Below are 22,807 nucleotides of genomic sequence, written 5' to 3' on the forward strand. Positions count from 1 at the left end.
ATCTTTAGCTTATTCTTATCGTTGTAGTACCAACTTTTTGGTTATGACTTTATCACCTATCTGCAACTGCATATGATATACACCTGCGGCAAAACCTGTGGTTAAAAGCTGCACACCTGTCTGTACTTGCTGTGTGCTGTAAGCTTGATTTAACACTTCCTGCCCTAAACTGTTAAGCAATTTTACCTGAACCGTTCCGGTATTTGACTTCAAGCCACTCACTGCAATATTTATATTCTCATTGCCTGGATTAGGATATACCAGCACATGAACACCTGTTGTAGTTTCATCACCTGAACTAAGCAGGCTTCCAGCTAAAGCTGAAAAACGAAGTACAAAACGGTGCGGATCAGTGGATGGAGAGAGATGAACGTTCAGCTGATTTGTCTGTTTCAAATCATACGTTTGATTAGTTTCTCTATCTTCAAGCAATATTTTGGAGGCAGTAGCAAAGTTTACCAATTTTGCTACTGAGAAGATATACTCACCACTCACAGGCACATATATTTCCAATGGTAGTGTTTGTACAGTATTATCAACCGGCAGACCTTTAATGGCAAGTGCATCTGCATTGACACGGGCAAATAGAGTTGGTCGGTCTTCGTTGTAGGTTAGTACTTTATAAGCGTCATACTTTCCGTTAGCTACAGTAGAGGTGCCTTCCTGGAAGTAGACAAATGCCTCATCTCCCAACCCTACCTTATCAACTAACTTCAACTGCAGTTTAGGGCGTGTATCGGCTGCGGTACGATAAACTTTAGCCCCACTATAAGTTGAGCGTGCACTATTAGTAAAAGTCAAATCTACTGGCCCGGAGTTTACGCGCACAAAGAACCCTTGCATGGCAGCAATATAGTTTGCCTCATCATTACCCACACCGTTTACATAAGAAATATAATTTCCTGCGTACTGGCCTGTAGAGCGGAATACATAAATAGCATCATCCATTCCTTCAGGTTTGTTCAGTGCAACCCAGGCAAGGGTGGATGGATAAGGATTGCCTAAAAGATGCCAGCCAGCAGCTCCTGTAGCTGCTTTGCCTAGATTTGATACAGTTATGTCGCCATTGTTAAGCGTGCCGACAAAGTCTACTTTAGCTGATGCTGATATATTTAATGAATATCCCACACCCGGCACCAAGCTTGCTGCAGAAGATGCAGGTGAATACCAACCATAGTTGAAATTCTTTTTCAAATCGGTTGCATTAGACAAACGAGACTGATCATACCCTAGCACCGTTGGAAAAGGCTTTACTGCATAAGGATCTTCTGCAGTGTTATAAGCAGCATTTGTTACAGGCGAATAGCCTGTTGTTGCCAGATCAGCTACGGTAGAGTTGGCTACAGGTGAAGAAAAATGGCGGTAGCCGGATCCTGTATTAAATGAGTTATCGATGTGGCGCTGAACAGTTACAGTACCATTAACTACTCCGCCTATATTTTCTACGTTCACTGCATACCACTTTTGTGATAGCATTGTCAGCTTTTTACCGTTAGTGTTTAGGTCGCTTTTTAGGGAAAGCGTGTACAGTACCGACACATCAGTGGCCATATTTACTGTAGCTCCATTCTCCAGCCATAGCTCATAGAAAGGTATAGGGCTAGAACCTCCAAAAGTCGCTGGTTTGTGCACATGTACCCTGGAAACTGTCTGGTATATATCTCCAGACATGTTGCTATAGCTAACGAATGAACCGTTATTAGTAAAATTACCATATAGGTCCAGAATTGTTTTCAAGTTGAAAGTAGCACCAGCCTCTATAGTTAAGTTTCTAGCCGAATAGCCTGGATTAGGTTCATTATTGGGAATATCAGGCATATAAGTACCGGCTTTAATCACAATATCCTTTGCCGAGGTAGGTACTCCGTTACTCCAGTTGTCAGCATCATGCCAATTGCCAGATTTGGCTCCTAACCACACTGTTTCTGCAGGGTTTGCTGCAGGATCAACTATAGTTATGCTTTTTGTAATAGAGCAGTTATTCGCGTCTTTTACAATTACTGTATATGTTCCAGCAGTTAAACCGGTAGCTTTAGAGTCAGTGCCACCGCTTGGGGACCAGGCATATGTATAAGGAGAAGTACCACCTTCTGCTACAACTGTAGCTGTACCATCTGCTCCACCAGCCATAGTTACATCTGTTTTTGAAATAGAAGCCGAAAGAGTACTTGGCTGTGTTATGCTTACTGTAGAGGAAACTGTCTGGCTTTGTGCATCGGTTACGGTTACAGTATAAGTTCCAGCTTTAAGATTGGATGCTGTAGCTGCTGTACCACCTACAGGAGACCAGCTATACGTGTAAGGAGTTACACCACCAGTAACAGAAACAGTAGCCGATCCTGTTGTACCATCATAGCATAGAACATTCGTCTGAGAGGTTGTCAAAGCTAATGGAGCATAGGCTCTGGTAACCTCCATAGTATAGGTTTTGGTGGTACCATCTTGAGCAGTAACAACTACAGGAATAGTATTTTTACCTACAACTAAAGGTACTTGCACCCATTTACCACTCTCCGTAGCTGTACCGTTTACAGTTACCGTTGCCATAGCATCTGCTACAGTAGGAGTAACCATTACTGCTGTGACTGCATTTATTACACTTGCTGAATAAGCAGTAGTGTTTGGATCAAAAACTGGTAAATAAGATGTAGATAGACTTAGACTCGAAAGATTTGCATTAGAAGAGAGTGGGTCAATACTTACTTTACGGATTCGATCACCTCCGCTTTCCGCTATAAAAAGATTGCCTTCCGAATCTACAGCTAGACCTGTTGGTGAATCTAGATAAGCACCTGTAGCTGGTCCACCATCACCAATATTACCCAAAGCTCCACCACCAGCAATTGTACTAATAATACCATTCTTATCTATCTTGCGGACTACACCATAATATATGTCTGAAAAGTATACGTTCCCATTATTGTCTACGGCAACACCAACTGCTGTATGCAGGACTGCGTTAGTAGCCAAGCTACCATCTCCACTATAACCTTGTTCTTCGCTGCCTGCTATGGTAGTTATTGAACCATCATCCTGACTTACTTTATGAATTCGACTACCATTTGCGACATACAAATTACCTGCTATATCTACAGCTATACCTGCTGGTGATTTTAATACAGCACCTACAGCTGGCCCATCCATATAGTACACATCCGAGCCTCCACCTGCAACAGTAGAAATGCGCCCCAAAGCAGAATCTACTTTCCTGACACGACCTCTGTTACTTTCCTGTTCGACTATATACAGGTTGTTATTTACATCTACAGCAACAGCATATGGCGTATTCAAGCGAGCTTCAGTAGCTGGCCCACCATCACCTTCGCCAGCAGAGCCTATCGTACCATTACCAGCCCAGTTACTAATAGTTGATTCACTATAGACTCTCCTAACTAGATGGTTATCTCTATCAGCTATATAAATATTTCCTTCACTGTCTAAGGCAACACCGCGTGGATTATTAAAATTTGCTTGAATAGCCAAGTTGTTCTGTCCACCGCTTCCTTGGATACCTGTTCCAGCTATTGTTGTGACTGTTCCGTCATTATTAACTTTTTTAATACGGTGATCACCTCCTGAGAAATATATATTTCCATTTTTGTCAATTACAATTCCTTGTGGGCCTACAACATTATTAGCAATGGTAGTAATGTTCTGCGCTGAGACAAAATGCCCACAAAAAAGAAAAAGGCAAATGATTATTCTCTTAAGAGTTTTGCCAAGTTTTATAAAACCATAGCTCTGCCTTCCTCTTATAGAGGCAAAATTGGGGATAATCATAAAGGGTTGATTTTGTAGAAATTATACCATATTTTAACTATCAAGGCTGCAAATGTATGAGCAAACAGCTAATTATCAATGACATTAACTAAATAATAATTTCTACAAAATTGACCTTTATATAAATTGTGATGGTGGTAGTGATAATGAGTATAAACTTAACTCTTTTATTAAGTTCTGCTGCTTCACTTATATCTGATGATCGATAAGAAATACTACAAAACACACTTTAAGTACAGATTCCGATGCTATCTCAAATTATTAAAAATCATCAGTCTTTCACAAGGTTTTAGAATATGAATATGCCAATGCAGAAATTGTCTCTAAATAAATGGAAAAGCCAGAGCTCTTAAAGAAGATGAACTTCATACAGAAAGGCATTGTAGCAAATCATAAAGAATGAGGTAGGAAAAACCGTTGATGATTTACATGTATGTTAAATGGACAGCTACTGGGCAAAGCCATACTTACATTTTCTTCGGTATCTGGCTACAAGGTCCTTCATACCTGATAAAAATGTTGATCCATAGCACTCTGGACAAGCGAAAAATAATGGGCAGTAAACCAATTACTACAACAGCTACGATCCCAATCATCATAGCCATAGTAATCTCCTCTACAAACTGGTAAAGTATAAATAGCGACACTAAAAATATACCCACGTTTAAAGCAAAGCTAACATACATGGCTCCATAATAGAAACCTGGCTCTGGTTCATATGTCTGTCCGCAGCAAGGGCAATTTGGGTGCATGTCCGCAAACTTTGCAGTATATAGTGTACCTTTCGGAAACATTTCCCCTTCTCTGCACCTCGGGCATTTAGCTGCTACGATACCATATAATAATGATTTTCTTTGGCTCATTCTATCAAACTTAAATTGACTGCAAAAATAAGATATACCTCACCTATACTTACGTGACAAAAGTTACTATTTACTGTACTTTTGGTCACTTTTAGCAGGTGCTTTTACTAATTTAACATCAACTTGGCACCCATTTAGCAGACTATTATGCGGAAGAAGCCTTTACCTATATATCAGATTCAGGACTACAATGCACAGGACCAAAAGGAGCACTACTTCTACTACAGTTCTTTCTCCTTGCACCTGCAAGAACATCTGTTCATTCGAGAGCCTCACAAGCACGACTTCTACATTATCTTAATTGTAACACATGGTATTGGCACTCACACCATTGACTTTAAGGAATACGAGGTGAAACCTGGCACTATATTTTTCATGATACCGGGGCAGGTGCATAGCTGGCAACTTTCAGATGATGCTGACGGCTATATCATTTTTTTTACGCAGGAGTTCTACGCCAAAGCATACCCTGACCGGAAGCTGTATAGTTTCCCTTTTTTTAACACGATGCTGCACAGGCCCGTCCTAAACATCTCTCCGGAAGATGATGCGCTGCTTATGCCTGTTCTGCAAAAAATTGCTTTAGAGCACAAAGCTTCAGGCTTTATGAAAGAGGTTATGCTTAGCAGGCTTCTGGATGTACTGCTTATTGAGTTAACAAGACTCTTCAGGCACATTGAACACAGCACCGAAGTTACAGGTAAAGACCACTCTGTTTTGCAAAAACTGGAAAGGCTGATAGACCAGCACTACAAAGAGCACATGCCAGTTCGCTTTTATGCTGACTGCTTACATGTAACGACAAGACATCTGAACGAAATCTGTAAATGGTCTTTGGGAAAAACAACGATCGAACTGATACACTTCCGAAAAGTACTTGAGACTAAAAGGCTGTTAGTACACTCTGATTTAACCAGCTCGCAAGTAGCAGCAGAGTTGGGATTTACAGATAACGCTTACTTCTTTCGGTTTTTTAAAAAGCACACAGGCTTTACACCGGAACAATTCAGAGCCGAGAAATAAGCACATGAGCAAGTAAGGTGTGTTAAGTATTTATACTTACCGCCTCTCCACCACAATATAGCGTGCAGAATAGCCATTGCTTTTGTACAAAACCTGCAAAGCTGTGATCAATGAGTTGGTGGCAGACACCCGGGCATGCAGATGGTTGAGCGGTTCCAGATAGTTTTTATATCCACTCCCCTCTACACGCTGCACATACCTTCTGGCATCTGGCTCTTCTACTTCCATAAGTCCTTTTGCCAGCACCACACGCCGCATATAGGGCAGGGCCTCTTTCATACTTCTATAGTCGGAGAAGGCGTAAAGACGGTAGTAGGAGCTCAGGTCGATGGAGTTCATGGGTGCAAATATAGCATGGCAAGCTTAATGTAACAGTTTAACGCTTACCTTCAGCTGCCCTTGTTTTACCTGTTGTTATTTGCTCTACACTACTAAGTTTAACATCTACATCTATTAATTCAAAATAAGATCACTTAAGTACTATTAAAAACGCGTACTTATACTTTAACGCTTGCCCTTGGTGAATAAAATTTTCCGTCCTGCCCTTATCTGTTCACATTTATTTCAGTTATGTAAAATCTTAACCCAAGCCTATGAAAGCTTTAATAAAGTATCTGTTACTGAAAATTTCTGCGCCTAAACTTACTGCAAGTTTAATAGGCATCCTGTTATTGCTAACCCAATGCCAGCCTGTGATCGACGAAGATCCGCAGCCTTCGCAAAGCCTTAATGCCGCTGCCACGCTGCAAACAGTCACTACTTTTAATGGTAGTATAACGCAGACAGTGTGCCAGACAGAAGTAATGCAGCCATCCGGCGAGATCATACTTATTTGTGTACCCGCTAATTGGAACGGAGAACTTATACTTTATGCCAGAGGCTACACACCTGCTTTTGAGCAACTGCACATTGCTGATGAAGCAAGTATTTACGCCCCACTTTTTACAAGCCTTGGCTATGCCTTTGCCACCACCAGCTACAGCGACAACGGCCTGGCTGTGCAGACCGGCATTCAGGATATGATCGATCTTCGGAACCTGTTTATCGAACGCTACGGCATGCCTGAAGAGATTTACCTGACAGGTGCTTCTGAGGGAGGTTTGGTAACAACTCTGGCAATAGAACGATACCCGGAGTTGTGGAGTGGCGGTTTGTCTTTGTGTGGGCCATGTGGTGATTTTCAGAGACAACTAAACTACTATGGTAACTTCAGAGTATTATTCGATTTCTTTTTCCCTGGTGTGCTGCCTGGTACTTTAGTAGATGTGCCGCAGGAAATGATTTTAAATTGGGAGACAGTATACATACCAAAAATCATAGCCGCCATCAGTCAGGATCCGGCCAAAACGATTGCTTTATTAAATGTAGCGGATGCACCTTACGTGATCTCTGATCCGAACACAATTATAGAAACTGTTGTAGGTGTGCTCACTTATAACCTGTTCATTGTTGATGCCATTGAAAAGCTGGGCGGCCAGCCATTTGATAACCAGAACTATGTTTATTCAGGCTCAGGAGACCCAGGCTTGGATGCATTGATAAACCAGACAGTGCAGCGGTACTCAGCAGACAAAGAGGCTACCAAAACCATCAGGAAACTTTATGAGACAAGCGGCAATTTTAAAAAGCCTTTGATCAAATCACACACCACCGGAGATCCTATTGCACGTATCTGGAACATGACCCTGTACCAGGAGAAAGTACCTGTAGGGAAATTGTCTTTATTTGAGGCAGTACCTATAAACCGATATGGCCACTGCACTTTTACTGAGCTTGAGGCGGTACAGCTTTTCTCTCAGCTGCTACAGAAGGTAGATGCCCAGAAAGAACATCCATTAGCCAAAGTTGTGAGCAAAGGAGGCAAGGTGGTCAGTTCCGTTACTATAACACCCAAGCTTACTGCGGCAAAGTAGATAATATCAGCATTACAAAATAGCTTAATAGCCCTGCAAATTGGTATTTGCAGGGCTATTAAGCTATTTTTTCTCAAGCATCAGAAAGTGCTGAATCGGCAGCGCATCTACCTGTTTGTAAAGTATAAAACCGTTTGCCTCGAGTTCTTTTCTTACCTGTGCCACGCTCATTTTATGCAGCTCCCGGATGTTTATATCAGGATCTTCAGCTTTATACTCCAGCAGCAACAGTTTGCCACCTGGCTTTAGGGCTTTGTAAATGGCCTGCAGCATTTCCTGCGGGTACTCCAGCTCGTGATACACATCTACCATAAAGGCCAGATCAAGGGAGGCATCCGGCAAATTTATACTTTTAATACCGCCTTTTACCACCTCCACATTTGCTGCCTTCAGTTCCTGCTTACGCTTTTTAAGTGTGTTTATAAAGGCATCCTGTAACTCTACGGCATATACTTTGCCCTCTGGCACTCTTTCGGCCACTTTAAAAGTATAAAAACCAGTACCTGCACCAATATCGGCAACAACACTTTTAGGCTGAAGCATCATGTTATCAATAGCCCGGAGCGAATTTTCTTCTTCCTGCCGTGTGCTTCTATCCAACCAGCCTCCTCCACCGGTTCCGATTACACGAGCAATCTCGCGGCCCATGTATACTTTACCCGTACCTCCCGGTGCTGGCGTCTTGGCACTGTACACAGCGCTTTTTGTCTGCTCTGTCTGTGCCTGGCAGGCTGTTGCTCCACTTAAAAGCACTAACAGCAGCACAAGGACAGGATTTATACTTAGGCAGGAAGATATCTTCATATACAGGTTATGAGGTTAAACTTTTGATACGTTCTGTTACGGCATCTATCAATTCCTCGGCCCATTTTGATGCCACTATTTCATACTCATCATTGTTCCAGCGCTCCAGGTAATCTTTCTCCAACCAGGTGGTGTTTTTGTCCGGTCCAACAGTATAGCTGTTACGATCCAGCGTAAAAAGCAGGTTCTTTTTCATGTCGAAAGCGTCCATGCCTGTTCTTTGGAAGCCCTCCAGGTTTACCTTTAGCCCCATTTGCTGTATGTTGCCGTTGTCTATACTTATCACTTCGGTTGCATCTCCTGCAGGGTCTTTTGTCCAGGTATCAATTATCCGTTCCAGGCCAAAGTCGTGAAACAGGGCGGTAACGGGAGCTATATTTTCATTGATATGCTTTGCCAGCTCCGGGAGTATAGAATCGTACAGGTGCAGGATAGTTTTTTTGCTTCGTGTGGTTTGGTCGTTCATGCTAAGCCGGTATTTAATTTTACTACTGTTGTTGCAAGTATACGAATGAAGTATGGCTAAGCCTACAGATTAAGGCTGGATGAGGATGAGAAGTATAAATTATACTTAGGCGGGAATGTGTACTTTGGCTGCGGCAAAACCGATAGTTACCACTCCATCATACTTTCGATACTGATCTTACCCAGGTAAGGCTCCAGGGCTTTCTTGCTCTTGTAGCCTCTCACCATACTTATGTAATCTGTATGTGGGTTTGTCCAGATCTCTGCAAAAAAGTTGCCCAGGTCGTAAAGCGCAATCCTATAACCCCTCCTGCCCCGCTGAGCCAGGAAAGTGCCATGTTCCCAGATTATTTCTAATCTTCCTGCATGAGAGTGGGTGTTAAAGAATTCGAGGTTCATGCAATTGTATACGTGGCAAATATTAAAGTAAGGTTTGCGTACAGGCTTTGTTATAGATAACGATGGAAGCTACAGCTTAATTACTGTTATACTCTTCGGGGCTTCTAAAATCCCAGTACACTTTTAGCGTTACAGGCCCGTCGAGGTACGCAGGAATCGGTGTATAGATGATCAGGCCATCTTTGAATACGCGTTTTCCTGTTTTTGCGACACGCATTGCCTGCCATAACAGTCTGTCCCGGATCTCCTGCTTTACAGGTCTCCTGCTAACGATAAACGGACTCCCCTCTCCAAAGTTGAAAACAGTAGCATACATAACAAAATACTTAAGATACAATCTATTCTACGCAGGTTCCAAATTTCAGATATAATTCAACCTTATTTTAGTAACACAAGTACGCCTTTTGATGTTTAGAGGCTGAGAGAAATAAACACGATACCAGATTCATCCGCTGTGCAAACAGGCTAATAGCCTCGAAAGCGGGTAAAAAACACGGATTTTTCGTATCTTGTGCTAACTTATACCTTAAGGAGCTCATGTGAGCTCCCTTCACAAACTAACAATTTATGCAAAAGCAAATAGTTACTGCTGGCAAGAAGTCAAGTTTACTTGTGTTGCTGGCATTGGCAAGCTGTACATCCGTACAGACACCGCAGTCGCAGGAAACGCAGGCAACTGTAGAACAAAAGCAGGTAGAGACAAACCCACTGCTGAAAGAATGGACAGGCCCTTATGGTGGCGTGCCAGCCTTTGATAAAATGAGTTTGGAGGCCCTGAAGCCTGCTATGGAAAAAGCCATGGCCCTAAACCTGGCCGAGATCGAGACCATTGCCAACAACCCGCAGCCTGCCACTTTCGAGAACACCATTGAACAGATGGAAAAAGCCGGCGAGGAGCTGAACAGGGTTTTCACTTACTATGGCATCTGGAGCAGCAATATGTCTTCTCCGGAGTTCAGAGAGATACAGACTGAGTTAGCGCCTAAGATCTCTGAGTTCAACTCTAAGATATCGCAGAACGAGAAGCTTTTCCAGCGCATTAAAACGGTTTACGAAAACGCTAAGAAGAACCCGCTTCCGGAGGACCAGCAGCGTGTGGTACAACTGGTGTACGAAGGCTTTGCCATGGAAGGCGCCGATCTGAGCCCTGAGAAAAAGAAGCGCTACGCTGAGATCAACAAAGAGCTTTCTTCGCTTTACACCGATTTCTCTAACAACATCCTAGCAGACGAGGAGAAGTATGTAGTATACTTTACCAAGGATCAGTTGAGCGGCCTGCCGGAGTCGTTTGTAAAAGCAGCGGCCAAGGCAGCAGCCGACCGCGGAAAGCCAGGCATGTATGCCGTAACAAACACCCGTTCCAGCATGGATCAGTTCCTGACCTACTCCGACGAGCGTGCGCTGCGTGAGAAAGTATGGAAGAACTACTATTCCCGTGCCGACAACGCTGACGAGAACGACAATAACGAGAACATCCGAAAGATCCTGAAGCTGCGCAACGAGCGAGTAAAGCTGATGGGTTATGATAACTATGCCGAGTGGCGCCTACAAAACCGTATGGCCAAAACTCCGGAAGCTGCCATGGACCTGATGCAGGCTGTGTGGCCGGCAGCCGTTGCCAGAGCCAAGGAAGAGGTTGCAGATATGCAAGCTATTGCCAACAAGACCAGCAAAACCAAGATCACGATCGAGCCCTGGGATTACCGCTACTACGCCGAGAAAGTGCGCCAGCAGAAGTATGACTTAAACTCTGATGAGGTGAAACAGTACCTGGAGCTGGGCAACCTGACGCAGGCTATCTTCTTCACGGCCGGTGAGCTATTCAACTTTAAGTTCACGCCGGTGCCGGAAGGTTCTGTTCCTGTATTCCACGAGGATGTGAAAGTATGGGAAGTAACCGACAAAACAACTGGTGAGCACATCGGCCTGTGGTACTTAGATCCTTTTGCACGCCAGGGCAAGCGTTCCGGTGCATGGGCTACTACTTACCGTGCTCACACTACCTTTAATGGCAAGGAAACTGTATTGGCATCAAACAACTCCAACTTCGTAAAACCTGCCCCAGGTGAGCCAGTATTGGTATCGTGGGATGATGCGGAGACGTTCTTCCATGAGTTTGGCCACGCGCTGCACTTCCTGGCCTCTAATGTAAAATACCCAACCTTGAACAGTGGTGTGCGCGACTATACAGAATTCCAGTCGCAGTTGCTGGAGCGTTGGCTATCTACTGATAAAGTGATCAACCAGTTCCTGAAGCACTACAAAACCGGTGAGCCAATGCCAAAAGAATTGGTAGCTAAAATTGAGAAAGCTTCTACCTTTAACCAAGGCTTTGCTACTACCGAGTTCTTGGCATCTGCTTTAATGGATATGTACTTCCATATGGCTGACCCTGAAAACCTGGACCCTGACAAGTTTGAGCGTGAAACGCTGAACAAACTGGGTATGCCAAAAGAGATTGTGATGCGTCACCGTTCTCCGCACTTCGGACACGTGTTCTCCGGCGAAGGCTATGCAACCGGCTACTACGGATACCTGTGGGCTGATGTATTGACATCTGACGCTGCCGAAGCATTTGCCGAAGCGCCAGGCGGATTCTACGATGCAGAAGTGGCAGCGAGACTGGTGAAATACCTCTTCGCCCCGCGCAACTCTATGGACCCAGCTGATGCTTACCGCAAGTTCCGTGGCCGTGATGCTAAGATTGATGCACTAATGCGTGACCGTGGCTTCCCGGTGCCTAAGCCGCAGTCTAAGAAATAAGAATAAATAGTAAGTATAAAAAAGCCTTGCAGATGTAATGTCTGCAAGGCTTTTGCTTTTTATAACTGTTATGTCTAGTGGTGGTCTACTTTTCTGGTGAGCCAATCAAGGGCTTCCTGGTAGTCGGTAAAAACTTCGTGCTCCGTATGGCCGTGGCGCTTATAGTTTTTTTGTGCTTGCAACGTAAAATTAGTCATCGTTGATAAAGTATGAAAACGATCTGGCGTGTAAACAGCAAGCTTTTGTATACCTGCTACAGAGGAAAGTTCAGTCCAGATGTTCTCTACCCAATCTATTTCCTGCTGAGTAAACATAAAGATTTCTTCATCATCAATCAGCCAGTTCTTTACCCTGTTGTCGATAGAGAACTGATACCCCCACATGAATAGCTCTTTGCGCTCCTCAAAATTAATCTGCCGCTTCCATTTAATAATAATCAGCGTATTTGCCTTGTCATAAAGCACCGACACATAATCATTTTGTAACACCTCTTCGCAAGCCGTATCAGAGTTATCTGCTATGCTCATTTAATCTAAAAATTAAACCAATCCATAAAATACGACTTTCGGGGCGGAAATGATGATAAATTAACTAAAAATTACCGGAGAAGGTCCACCACAGCCATAATCAAAAACGCTAATGTACCTCCGTAAACAGCTATTTTAGTTGTGGTGGATGCGTTCTGCAGGAAAGCAGTCTGTTGGTTATATTTGATCACGCCAAGCATGGTAAGCGACAAGTATAAAAACAGGGCCAGCGGAATTAAGGTGAATATGATTTCTGATACGTTGCTCATTGATTGGTAAAGTATAAATTTGACTCGACTATAAAAGCAGAACCTCCAAAACACAGGCCTTGGAGGTTCTGAAAGTATAAATTCAGGAGAAGAGACTAGTATGCTCTTCCGCCCTTGTTCTCTACAAAATTCATAAAGGCACGGTTAACTACACCTGTACCGCCTGGTGTTGGGTAGTTGCCTGTAAAGTACCAATCGCCTTTGTGGTTCGGACAAGCCTGGTGCAGGTCTTCTATGGTTTGGTAGATTACCTGTACTTCCGCGTTGATGTCCGGTGCCTTCACGATCTGCGATACTTTTGTTGATATCTCGTCAGCAGTAAACTGATCGAACAGCTCCTTTACAAAGTTGTTTTCCTGGAAAGCCGGTGTACCCTGTGCTTCTACACATTTCTGGTAAACCTCCTGTACCATACAGCCCTTACCATTGTCTTCCAGTAAAGCCAGCATGGCTCTGAAAGCCACAAACTCCTTCACCCTGGACATATCAATACCATAGCAGTCTGGGTAGCGAATCTGCGGCGCGCAGGATACGATGATAATCCTCTTAGGCTCCAGCTTATCCAGCATTTTGATAATGCTTTTCTCCAATGTGGTTCCGCGTACAATAGAGTCATCCAACACAACCAGCGTATCCACACCTTTTTTGATGACCTCATAAGTCGTGTCGTACACGTGCGTTACCAGGTCATCGCGGCTCGAGTTGTCAGTGATAAAAGTACGCAGCTTGGCATCTTTAATTACCAGCTTGTGCGCGCGTGGCTTGTACTGCAGAATCTCGTCAAGCTCCTCCTCTGTCAGTTGGTTGTTCAGGATAGCCTTTTTGCGGTAAGTGCGCAGGTAGTCTTCTATTCCCTTCATCATGCCCAGCCAGGAGGTTTCGGCAGTGTTCGGGATGTAAGAGAATACCGTATCCTTCAGGTTATAATCAACCGCTTTCAGGATTTGGTCGCAAAGCAAACGGCCCATGTTCAGGCGTTCGTTGTAGATCTCCGGATCGTTGCCCCTGGAGAAATAGATGCGCTCAAAGCTACACGACATTTTCTCCCGCTGCGGCAAAATTTCCTTCAGCTCCGGATCACCTGCTTTATCGATGATTAGTGCATGACCCGGTGTGATTTCTTTGATCTGATTATAATCTATATCAAATGCTGTTTTAATGGCAGGCTTCTCGGAGGCAATAACCACCACTTCGTCGTCGGCATAGTAATAGGCAGGACGAATGCCGTTAGGATCGCGCACTACAAAGGCAGCGCCGTAACCTGTAAGGCCCGCCATCGCGTAGCCACCGTCAAAGTCCTTGCAGGCACGTTTAAGTACGCGCTGCAGGTTCAGGTTCTGCTCTATCAGGCTGGTAATTTCCTTGTTGGTATAGTCGCCTTTCTTAAACTCATCAAACAGCATTTGGTTCTCCTCGTCCAGGAAATGGCCGATCTTCTCCAGTACTGTGATGGTGTCGGATTTATGCTTTGGATGCTGGCCCAGTTCCAGTAGTTTCTGGAACTGCTCATCCACGTTGGTCATGTTAAAATTACCGGCCACGGCCAGACTGCGGCTGCGCCAGTTATTCTCACGCACCATCGGGTGGCAATTGTCTACGCTGTTAATGCCGTGTGTGCCGTAGCGCAGGTGGCCCAGGTACACATCTCCCAGAAAGGGCATATTTTCCCAGATCCATTCTGTATTGTTTGCCTGCTCCGGATGCTCTTCCTTCAGGTTTCTGAACTCCTTGCCAATCTTACCGAAAATGCTGTCGATGGCGCGGGTTTTAACGGAACGAAAGCGGTTAATGTAATCTATACCTGGCAGGGCATTTATTTTGATGCTGGCAACCCCCGCACCGTCCTGGCCACGGTTATGCTGCTTCTGCATAAGCAGGTACAGCTTGTTTACACCGTACATCGGGGTTCCATACTTCTCTACATAATAGTCGATCGGTTTTCTAAGCCTGATCAGGGCGATGCCGCATTCGTGCTTAATAGAGTCGCTCATGGGTGCTTTTATTGTGCCAGCACTTGTTCGATCCAGTTCAGGAGCAGGTCCGGTTTAAAGAACAGCACCAGCAACGGAAGGACGAAAAACGCCAGCAGCAGTTTATTCGATAGTGAAATAACTAAATTTTCTTCTCTTAAATTCCTTTTAAAGAAAAGGTAGTATGGAATCTTTATATAATAAAACAAAGCCACTCCGGTAAGCAGCACACCCACCCCCAAAAGGGCCAGCAGCATAGGGCTGTTGTATAAAGTATAAGCTTCCCAAATATTTGTAAAGATGAGCAGCTTGCCCATAAAACCTGCTAACGGCGGCAGGCCTGTAAGCGACAGCAAGTATAGCAGTGCGATTACGCCCAGGTAAGGATATACTTTACCAAGCCCCGAGAAATGCTCTAGTTCCTCTACCCCAAGCTCATCCTCCGAAATCTGCAGGAACAGGAAAATACCGAAATTCATGAACAGCAGCACCGTCAAGTAAAAAAGTATGCCGGAAGTATAGTCGGTGCCAAACGCCAGCAAAGCCGCCAGCAGAAAACCCGCATGCGAAACAGAGGAAAAAGCCATCAGCCTGCGAGGTGTCTTTTGCCAGAGTGCTGTTAAGTTACCAATTACTAAAGTTGCTAGGGCTGCGATACCCAGAAACAGCTGCACATCCGAAAAAGCAAGACTATCAGAAAACGGGGCCACAAAGCGAAGGATCACCAAAATACCCGCCATCTTCGGACCTGTTGAGAACAACGCTACCACCGCCATTGGAGCGCCACGATATACCTCGGGTACCCAGAAATGGAACGGCACTGCCGATATTTTAAAGAAGAAGCCAGCAAACACAAGTATGGCTGCTACGGTAACAAGTAAGCCATTAGCCTGTGAAAGTGCTAGTGCAAACCCCTCCGATGTATAGTTTAAAGTGCCCGTAAAGCCATAGCAAAAGGACATGCCGTACACCATTACACCCGCCGAAAGCGAACCGTACAGAATGTATTTGATACCAGCCTCTATGGAACGCCGGTTGTCTTTAAGTATAAGCGTCAGGATGTAAGAGGCAATAGAAACTGTTTCGATGCTCAGGAAAACCATCAGTAGGTTCACTGATTTAGCCATCAGGTTGAGTCCAAGTACCAGTATAAGTATGAGCCCGTAATACTCTCCTTTGCCCTCCGTTAGCTTTTCAAGGGGCTTGTGTTGCAGGGATAAAAGTATGGTGAAGATACCGGTCGCGCTAAAAAGGATACCGCCAAATCGCGCCAATCCATCAGACAGCAGCAGGTTCAGGAAAGCTTCGTTGCCGGAAGTATAGCCTCCCAGTATCTGTATAACCAGCGTGGAGAACAAAGCAGTTAGCGCCAGCCAGGGCAGCAGTTGCTTTATACTTTTAGACTTGAACAGGTCGAGGATAATCAGCAGCAGGAAGAACACTGCCAACAGCAACTCAGGCAGCAACGAGCCTGCACCTGAAAGTATGGCGTTGATCTTATCTGATAAAAGGGTTGCCTGTTCGTTCACTTACCTGATAATCGTAGATAAAACCATGTTTAACTGCTCCTGCCCGTTCTGTAGCACCAGCTCCGTGAAACCTGTTACCGCCACACCCATTTTATCGAGGAGAAGGTGCGGGAAAATACCAAAAAGCAATGTGAGTATAGCCAATGGTACCAGCATGAGGTACTCCCGTGTAGTCAGGTCGGCAATGTTGGCTTTTTCGCGCAGCTCCGGAAAAATCCAGTATTTGCCAAAGAACATGCGCTGCAGGGCCCATAGGTAATAAGCCGCACTCAAGAGCAAACCTACTACCGCTACCACCGTCATCCAACGTGGCAGCATACCCGTTACGTCCGGTGCACTAAAGCCACCCAGCAACACCATCAATTCCGAGATAAAACCGGAGAAGCCAGGTAAACCTAATGAGGCGAAGAAGGCGATAACTACAAAAGAAGTATAAGCCGGCATTCGGCTGGCCAGTCCACGGAAATTCAGGATCATCCTGTTATGAGAGCGGTCGTAGATCACACCTACTACCAAAAAGAGCATAGCCGAGATAATGCCGTGACTGAACATCATGTAAACCGCACCGTTCACTCCTTCTACGGTAAGCGAAGCCAAGCCCAACAACACAAAACCCATGTGCGACACTGAAGAGTAAGCAATGAGCTTCTTCAGGTCGTTCATGGCAAGGGCACACAGTGCGCCATAAATAATAGACAGCACACCTAAGCCACCCACCAGTATAGAGAAATAGGCACCTGCATCCGGGAAAATCGGGTACACAATTCGGATCAAACCATAGCCACCAACTTTCAGAAGTATAGCCGCCAAAAGCACAGAGATAGGTGTTGGCGCCTCTACGTGGGCATCGGGCAACCAGGTATGCACCGGCACCGACGGCACTTTAATGGCAAACCCGGCAAACAGCAGCAGGAAAGCGATAAACCGAAGCGGCAGATCCCACAGCACCGATCCAGAGAGCACGTGCAGCAGGCTGCCAGGAATATAGTTGGCAGGCTCCATCATGGCCGGTATGTTAAACGTGCGCACCAGCTCAGAGCCACTAATCACATTCTGCTGCAGCATTTGCTGTACCTGCAAAACAGCCTCCTGACTGGCAACTCCATTCGGCAGTAGCTCCAGGTATGCTGCTGTAGCCACCGGATCAATAACCGAAGTATACAACCCGATCATCACTACAAGTATAAAGAGCGAGCCTACTAAAGTATAAATGAAGAACTTAATAGCAGCGTACTCTCGTTTTGGCCCTCCCCAGATACCAATTAAAAAGTACATTGGCAGGAGCATGAACTCGAAGAAGAGGTAGAACAGGAAAAAATCTAGTGCCAGGAAGCAGCCCATCACGCTCGTCATGAGTAGCAGGTAGAGCAGGAAATAGCCTTTAACTGTTTTGGTGATGGTCCAGGAAGAGATGACGCCAATAACGCCTATAATGCCCGTGAGCAGCACCAAGCCTATACTTATGCCGTCTACACCCACAAAATAGTCGATCTGGAGACGGCCTAAACTACCCAGTGAAAAGCCGATCCAGTTCAGCTTCTCCACAAACTGGTACCCGGTATGCCCGTTGGCAAAGGCCGCACCATCAAACCTGAAGTATAAAAGTATAGCTAAAATCAGCTGCACCACCGTCCCGGACAGCGCCACAACCCTGATTGGCTGCTGCAACCGGTTTGGTATAAGCAACAAAACAAGTGCTGCCAGCAGAGGTGAGAAGATTAAGCCGCTAAGTATAAAATCGTTCAAGAGTTACGAATTCTGAGTTATGAGTTCCGAGTTTTTAGTGACAAGGTCAAAACTAATCCATCCAATCAATAAAACCTCCTTAATCACCGGTCAAAGATACTTTAAAACAAGACGATATATAGTATTATCAAAATAAATCCGAACAAAGAATAGGCGTAGTACGACTGCACCTTGCCATTTTGCAAGCCACGCCCAAAGCGGCCTAAGAACTTAGCCAAAGCGCCGATCAGCCACACCGTTCCGTCTACCACCAATCTATCGAACCAGCCTATTATCTTTGAGAACACTACCAGCCATTTGCTGCCGTAGTTCAAGGTATAATCTATCACGCGCTTATCAACCCGGTAAAGTCCACGCGACAACAGCAATGTTGGTTTTACCAATGTATAGTTGTACAGCTGGTCGAGGTAAAAGTGATTGTAAGACAGTTTAGCAAAAGCACCGGTTGGCCTCTCCTGTAGTAGTTCTTCGCTTGTTCTGCGGTTATACTTTATCAAGGCTATTGCTATACCAGTTGCCGCAAGCAACGCAGACAAAATGCCAATAACAATGTGTGGCCAGTGATTTGCATCGTCCTGCAGCCTTACTGCCTGCACCAGGTTATCTGCTAAAAGCGTAATTGAGTAATTTTTCAGGCTGATACCACTTACTACCCAGCTACCACTAAAGCTAAGTGGGTTTAGGGAGAAGAAGATGCCCAAGGAAAGTATGGCAAGTAAAATTACCGGCAGCAACATTACCCGCTCCGTTTCCTGCTTGTGCGAAAGCCTGATCTGGTGCACATCGAAAGGAGTCCGGAAACTGCCAAAGAACATAAACCACATATGGCGGGTCATGTAATATGCCGTTAGCACAACTACCACAAACCCAATAACCGGAACTATAAAGTATAAACTGTTCCCATTTGCGCTCATGGTCTGCGCCCAGGCCCAGGCTACCGAAAGTATAGCGTCTTTGGACAGGAAGCCCGAGGTTAACGGGATACCAGCCAGGGCAGCAGCAGCCACCAGGTAAGTATAAAATGTAACCGGCATTGTTTTGCGCAAGCCTCCCATGTTCCGGATATCCTGCGCATCAACGTTACCCAAATGGTGCATGTGGTGCAGCCCCCGGTGCATGGCATGTATAATGATACCGGCATTCAGGAACAGCGCAGCCTTGAAAAAGGCATGTGTAGTAAGATGGAAAAGCGAAGCATCGTAAGCGCCTGTCCCCATTCCCATCACCATATAACCTAACTGCGAAATGGTAGAAAAAGCCAGCACAGCTTTGATATCGTATTGCTTAAGGGCTGCCAGGGCACCTATTAAAGCTGTAATGGCACCAACTATGGCTATAACCGTAAGTGCATCCGGCGTAAAAAAAGCATAGCAACGGGCCACTAGGTACACACCCGCTGCCACCATCGTTGCCGCGTGTATTAAAGACGAAACCGGCGTTGGCCCCTGCATGGCATCGGGTAACCATACCTGCAACGGAAATTGCGCCGATTTCCCCACACAGCCCATAAATAAACCTAGTCCGGCAAATGTTAGAAACACCGGGCTTAACTCCAGCAGCCATGGTTGGTTATTTAAAGTATAGCCAAGTGCAAATCCGTTGCCGGTCCAGTTGCCTGTGCTAATAAGTGCCCGTAATGCCTCCAGGTCGAAAGTGCGGAAGTAAGTATAAAAGGCAAACAGGCCCAGCAGCAAACCAATATCCCCTACTCTGTTTACCAGGAAAGCCTTTTTGTTGGCAGCAATGGCAGCCGGCTTGTGGTACCAGAAACCAATGAGCAGGTAGGATGAAAAGCCCACCAACTCCCAGAACATGAACAGCAGCAGCAAATTATCAACCAACACAATACCCAGCATACTAAAGGTAAAGAGCCCTAAGTAAGCAAAATAGCGGTAGTAGCCCTTGTCGCCATGCATGTAGCCTATCGAGAACAGCTGCACCAGCATGGAGATGAATGTTACAATCACCAGCATCAGCACCGTGAGGTTATCCAGAAGTATACCTGCCGTAAAATCAGAAACGATACTTGATGGTATGCTGAACCAGGTAGTGCGGGTGTGGTAGGTGGCGGTGTTCCAGGTTTGCGCGAAAAGCCACACAGAAAGTATAAAGGCTAAGCCGGTAAAGCTGATGCCCAGCCAGTCGCCTTGTCTTGGTATTCTTTTGCCGAACAAGTATAAAACAGCAAAACCGAGCAGCGGCAGCAAAAGCACTACCAAAGCTGTAGTAGTTTCTGGGGTACCTGCCAATGGCTTTAAAAGTTCGGACAGCTCCAAGTTTATACTTTGTAGTTTTGTGTTTATGCCTTAAGCGGGCAAAGTTAAGTATAAAGTATATCTATTAATAGCAATCTTGCAGTGGATATGCCGGGTAAGAAGAAATCCTTTACCTGGACAGCTTGATAATGCGGAAGGCACCTCGGGCCACCAGCAGAAAAACGATGGCACCTATAATCAGATCGGGCAAATTTGAAGACGTAAGGTATACCAACAAGCCAGCAATGATAACACCAATGTTGGCGATCACATCGTTCGAAGTAAAAATAACGCTTGCCTGCATGTGCGCCTCCTTGCTTTTCGACTTCTGAAGAATGTAAAGTGAAATAGCGTTACCCAAAAGCGCCAGGAAAGAAACGATGACCATGGTCTGGAAAACAGGAGTGACCTCATATCCCAAAAACCTCCGGATCACTTCCCCAAAACCAAGTATAGCCAGCCCTAACTGCATGTAGCCACTAATTTTTGCAATGCTTTTCTTGCGACTTGCTGCCCCTCCTACTGCAAATAAGGCCATACCATACACCACGGCGTCGGCCAGCATGTCCAGGGAGTCGGCTACCAGTCCCATTGATTTGGAGATAAAACCTGTAACGATCTCCAGCAGGAAAAACCCGAAGTTGATAAGCAGTACAATCCAGAGCAGTTTTCGTTCGGCGGCAGGCTGTGCTGCTGCAGAGGTTAGTTCGGCCTCTTCTGTGGTCAGCAGCGTTGCATCCAGGTTTAACTCATTAATGGAGTTTTCTACAGCACTGGCTTCTCCGGTATGGTACACGGTTAGCTGCCTGTTTGGAATATCAAAGTCCAGTTGCCCGATAGCTTCATCGCCTTCCAGTTTCATCCGGATCATCTGCTCTTCGGAGTGACAATCCATTTTGGAAACTTTGAAAGTCGATTTATTAGCCATCACTGGTTACTTTTCCGGTGTTACAATCTGGTTTACGTTGGCGGTTTTGAAGTGCTGGTAAACGCGCAGCACAATGGCAAGCGCCACTGCAGCCTCGGCGGCGGCGACCAAAATAACGAACAAAGAAAACATCTGTCCCTGCAAAAGCGATGGGTCGTAGCGGCTAAAGGCTACCAGGTTCAGGTTAGCGGCATTAAAAATCAGTTCTATGCCCATCAGCACCACCACCGCATGGCGTTTGGTGATAACGGCAAGGATGCCCAGACTAAAAAGCACCGCGCCCAAAAGCAGAATATGTTCTAAAGGAATTTGCTCCATGGTTATACTTTCGGTTTATCGGTGGCAATGTAGGCTGCCCCGATCAAGGCGATCAGCAGCAGCAACGAGGCTACTTCAAAGGGCACCACAACATCCGTCATTAGCTTTATGCCTATACTTTGCACTGTACTCTTTTGAGGACCAAGCACATCGGTATCGGCTGTTAGCAACCAGGGCAACGAAGCAATTTCAGCCTTAAGTATAGTATAGCCCAACCCCACCAATAAAAGCCCCGACACCAACGGCCCCCACACGGTATTCACGTTCTCCGACAGCACTGATTTATCGTGCACGCGGCTGCTGAGCATGATGCCAAAAAGTATAAGCACCAGCACACCGCCTACATACACCATCAGCTGGGTAACTGCAATAAAATCAGCAAACAATAAAACGTAAATACCGGCTAGACTTAACAGCGTTACAAGCAGCGAAAAACCGGCGTACAGCAGGTTGCGCGTCAGCACCATGAATGCTCCCGAAAGTATGGCCAGTATCGCGAAGATGTAGAAAAGCATTTGTTTCAGTTATCAATTAACACTTAACAGTTACCCTTGCTGTTTTCTTGCTGCTAATGCTGCAGCTTTTGCCGCTGCCATTTCTTCCTGTTGTTTTGCCAACAGCTGCTTCTTTTCTTCGGCTTGCTCTGGTGTAAGATCGGTAAAATGGTAGATCATGTTTTTGATATCTACTTCAGCAAAGTCATACACAGGTGTCATCGTCAGACAGTCGGTTGGGCAAACGGTGGTGCAGAGGCCGCAGTAACAGCACTTGGCCATGTCTATGTCGAAAACCGGTGCATAAAGGCGTTTTTTGGTACCGTCTGAGGTTACGCCTATCTCTTCTGTTGCCTTTACAGACTCGATTGTGATGCAGTTAACAGGGCAGATCTTGGCGCAGAGGTCACAGACAATGCAGTCGTCAATCTCGTTGTGCAGGCGGTAACGGCCATTGTCGGGCACTGGCAAAGCTTCGTACGGGTACTTCAGCGTTACCAATCCGTCAGCCTGCTTAAAATAATTTTCATCCGACACATACTCAGGTGTGCGCCGATTTGTGGCTCTCCAGAAATGCTGCCACGTCAGGCGCAGGCCACTCATCAGCGACTTCACCACGTACCAGAACCCGGATGTATGTTTTATGGTTTTATTTTCCATAATCTTAGTGGAGTGTTAACCCACCCCTAACCCCTCCAGGGAGAGGTATTCTTTTATAGTTCTGTCATCTCGAATGTAATGAGATATCTCTACAGAATTCT

At 45.5% G+C, this 22,807-nt stretch carries 20 protein-coding genes; 3 read left to right on the forward strand and 17 right to left on the reverse strand.

Features of this window, described 5'->3' with window-relative positions; translation table 11 throughout:
• Positions 1-15: 15 nt before the first annotated feature.
• Positions 16-3,483, reverse strand: coding sequence for an NHL domain-containing protein (locus tag H8S84_RS07105; RefSeq protein WP_187066531.1), 3,468 nt, complete (start codon positions 3,481-3,483; stop codon positions 16-18).
• A 764-nt stretch (positions 3,484-4,247) separates the two neighbouring features.
• Positions 4,248-4,643, reverse strand: a complete 396-nt coding sequence (locus H8S84_RS07110) for a DUF983 domain-containing protein (RefSeq protein ID WP_187066532.1) — start codon at positions 4,641-4,643, stop codon at positions 4,248-4,250.
• A gap of 147 nt (positions 4,644-4,790) precedes the next feature.
• Here H8S84_RS07110 and H8S84_RS07115 point away from each other — a divergent pair, with 147 nt between their 5' ends.
• A complete protein-coding gene (locus H8S84_RS07115; RefSeq protein ID WP_187066533.1) occupies positions 4,791-5,666 on the forward strand; it encodes a helix-turn-helix domain-containing protein in 876 nt (291 codons plus the stop codon).
• A 36-nt stretch (positions 5,667-5,702) separates the two neighbouring features.
• On the opposite strand, the gene H8S84_RS07120 is transcribed toward H8S84_RS07115, so the two are convergent.
• Positions 5,703-6,005 (reverse strand): hypothetical protein, encoded by a 303-nt coding sequence (locus H8S84_RS07120; protein ID WP_187066534.1) that lies wholly within the window; start codon positions 6,003-6,005, stop codon positions 5,703-5,705.
• A gap of 254 nt (positions 6,006-6,259) precedes the next feature.
• On the opposite strand from H8S84_RS07120, the gene H8S84_RS07125 reads away from it, so the two are divergent.
• Positions 6,260-7,579: an alpha/beta hydrolase family protein gene (locus tag H8S84_RS07125; RefSeq protein ID WP_187066535.1), complete on the forward strand. Its 1,320-nt coding sequence runs from the start codon at positions 6,260-6,262 to the stop codon at positions 7,577-7,579.
• Between the two features lie 63 nt (positions 7,580-7,642).
• On the opposite strand, the gene H8S84_RS07130 is transcribed toward H8S84_RS07125, so the two are convergent.
• The 4 genes from H8S84_RS07130 to H8S84_RS07145 all read right to left on the reverse strand — a co-directional run bounded on the left by H8S84_RS07130 (position 7,643) and on the right by H8S84_RS07145 (position 9,563).
• Entirely contained in the window at positions 7,643-8,383 is a 741-nt protein-coding gene (locus H8S84_RS07130; RefSeq protein WP_187066536.1) for a class I SAM-dependent methyltransferase, read from the reverse strand.
• Between the two features lie 7 nt (positions 8,384-8,390).
• Positions 8,391-8,849 carry a hypothetical protein gene (locus H8S84_RS07135; protein ID WP_187066537.1) on the reverse strand — a complete coding sequence of 153 codons (459 nt, stop codon included), beginning with the start codon at positions 8,847-8,849 and terminating at the stop codon, positions 8,391-8,393.
• Between the two features lie 146 nt (positions 8,850-8,995).
• A complete protein-coding gene (locus tag H8S84_RS07140; protein ID WP_187066538.1) occupies positions 8,996-9,247 on the reverse strand; it encodes a hypothetical protein in 252 nt (83 codons plus the stop codon).
• Positions 9,248-9,323: 76 nt separating this feature from the next.
• Positions 9,324-9,563, reverse strand: a complete 240-nt coding sequence (locus tag H8S84_RS07145) for a hypothetical protein (protein WP_187066539.1) — start codon at positions 9,561-9,563, stop codon at positions 9,324-9,326.
• A 251-nt stretch (positions 9,564-9,814) separates the two neighbouring features.
• Here H8S84_RS07145 and H8S84_RS07150 point away from each other — a divergent pair, with 251 nt between their 5' ends.
• On the forward strand, positions 9,815-12,010 hold the full coding sequence (locus H8S84_RS07150; protein WP_187066540.1) for a M3 family metallopeptidase: 2,196 nt from the start codon (positions 9,815-9,817) through the stop codon (positions 12,008-12,010).
• 74 nt (positions 12,011-12,084) lie between these two features.
• Here the strand turns inward: H8S84_RS07150 and H8S84_RS07155 are convergent, their stop codons facing one another.
• The 10 genes from H8S84_RS07155 to H8S84_RS07200 form a co-directional block, all read right to left on the reverse strand.
• Complete coding sequence (locus H8S84_RS07155; RefSeq protein ID WP_187066541.1) at positions 12,085-12,537, reverse strand: hypothetical protein; 453 nt, start codon at positions 12,535-12,537, stop codon at positions 12,085-12,087.
• Positions 12,538-12,608: 71 nt separating this feature from the next.
• Positions 12,609-12,806, reverse strand: coding sequence for a hypothetical protein (locus H8S84_RS07160; RefSeq protein ID WP_187066542.1), 198 nt, complete (start codon positions 12,804-12,806; stop codon positions 12,609-12,611).
• A gap of 95 nt (positions 12,807-12,901) precedes the next feature.
• Positions 12,902-14,797: an amidophosphoribosyltransferase gene (locus H8S84_RS07165; protein WP_187066543.1), complete on the reverse strand. Its 1,896-nt coding sequence runs from the start codon at positions 14,795-14,797 to the stop codon at positions 12,902-12,904.
• 8 nt (positions 14,798-14,805) lie between these two features.
• A complete protein-coding gene (locus H8S84_RS07170; protein ID WP_187066544.1) occupies positions 14,806-16,305 on the reverse strand; it encodes an NADH-quinone oxidoreductase subunit N in 1,500 nt (499 codons plus the stop codon).
• A complete protein-coding gene (locus H8S84_RS07175) occupies positions 16,306-18,051 on the reverse strand; it encodes a complex I subunit 4 family protein (protein ID WP_187066545.1) in 1,746 nt (581 codons plus the stop codon).
• Positions 18,052-18,152: 101 nt separating this feature from the next.
• Positions 18,153-20,327 carry an NADH-quinone oxidoreductase subunit L gene (nuoL, locus tag H8S84_RS07180; RefSeq protein ID WP_187066546.1) on the reverse strand — a complete coding sequence of 725 codons (2,175 nt, stop codon included), beginning with the start codon at positions 20,325-20,327 and terminating at the stop codon, positions 18,153-18,155.
• A 109-nt stretch (positions 20,328-20,436) separates the two neighbouring features.
• The gene (locus tag H8S84_RS07185; RefSeq protein WP_187066547.1) at positions 20,437-21,234 is read right to left on the reverse strand and encodes a cation transporter; all 798 of its coding nucleotides are present in this window, start codon (positions 21,232-21,234) and stop codon (positions 20,437-20,439) included.
• 6 nt (positions 21,235-21,240) lie between these two features.
• On the reverse strand, positions 21,241-21,552 hold the full coding sequence (gene nuoK / locus H8S84_RS07190; RefSeq protein ID WP_222621583.1) for an NADH-quinone oxidoreductase subunit NuoK: 312 nt from the start codon (positions 21,550-21,552) through the stop codon (positions 21,241-21,243).
• A 2-nt stretch (positions 21,553-21,554) separates the two neighbouring features.
• Complete coding sequence (locus H8S84_RS07195) at positions 21,555-22,067, reverse strand: NADH-quinone oxidoreductase subunit J family protein (protein ID WP_187066548.1); 513 nt, start codon at positions 22,065-22,067, stop codon at positions 21,555-21,557.
• A gap of 30 nt (positions 22,068-22,097) precedes the next feature.
• Entirely contained in the window at positions 22,098-22,706 is a 609-nt protein-coding gene (locus H8S84_RS07200) for a NuoI/complex I 23 kDa subunit family protein (protein ID WP_187066549.1), read from the reverse strand.
• Positions 22,707-22,807 lie beyond the last annotated feature (101 nt).

The organism is Pontibacter cellulosilyticus (assembly GCF_014306105.1).
Classification (GTDB): Bacteria; Bacteroidota; Bacteroidia; order Cytophagales; family Hymenobacteraceae; genus Pontibacter; species Pontibacter cellulosilyticus.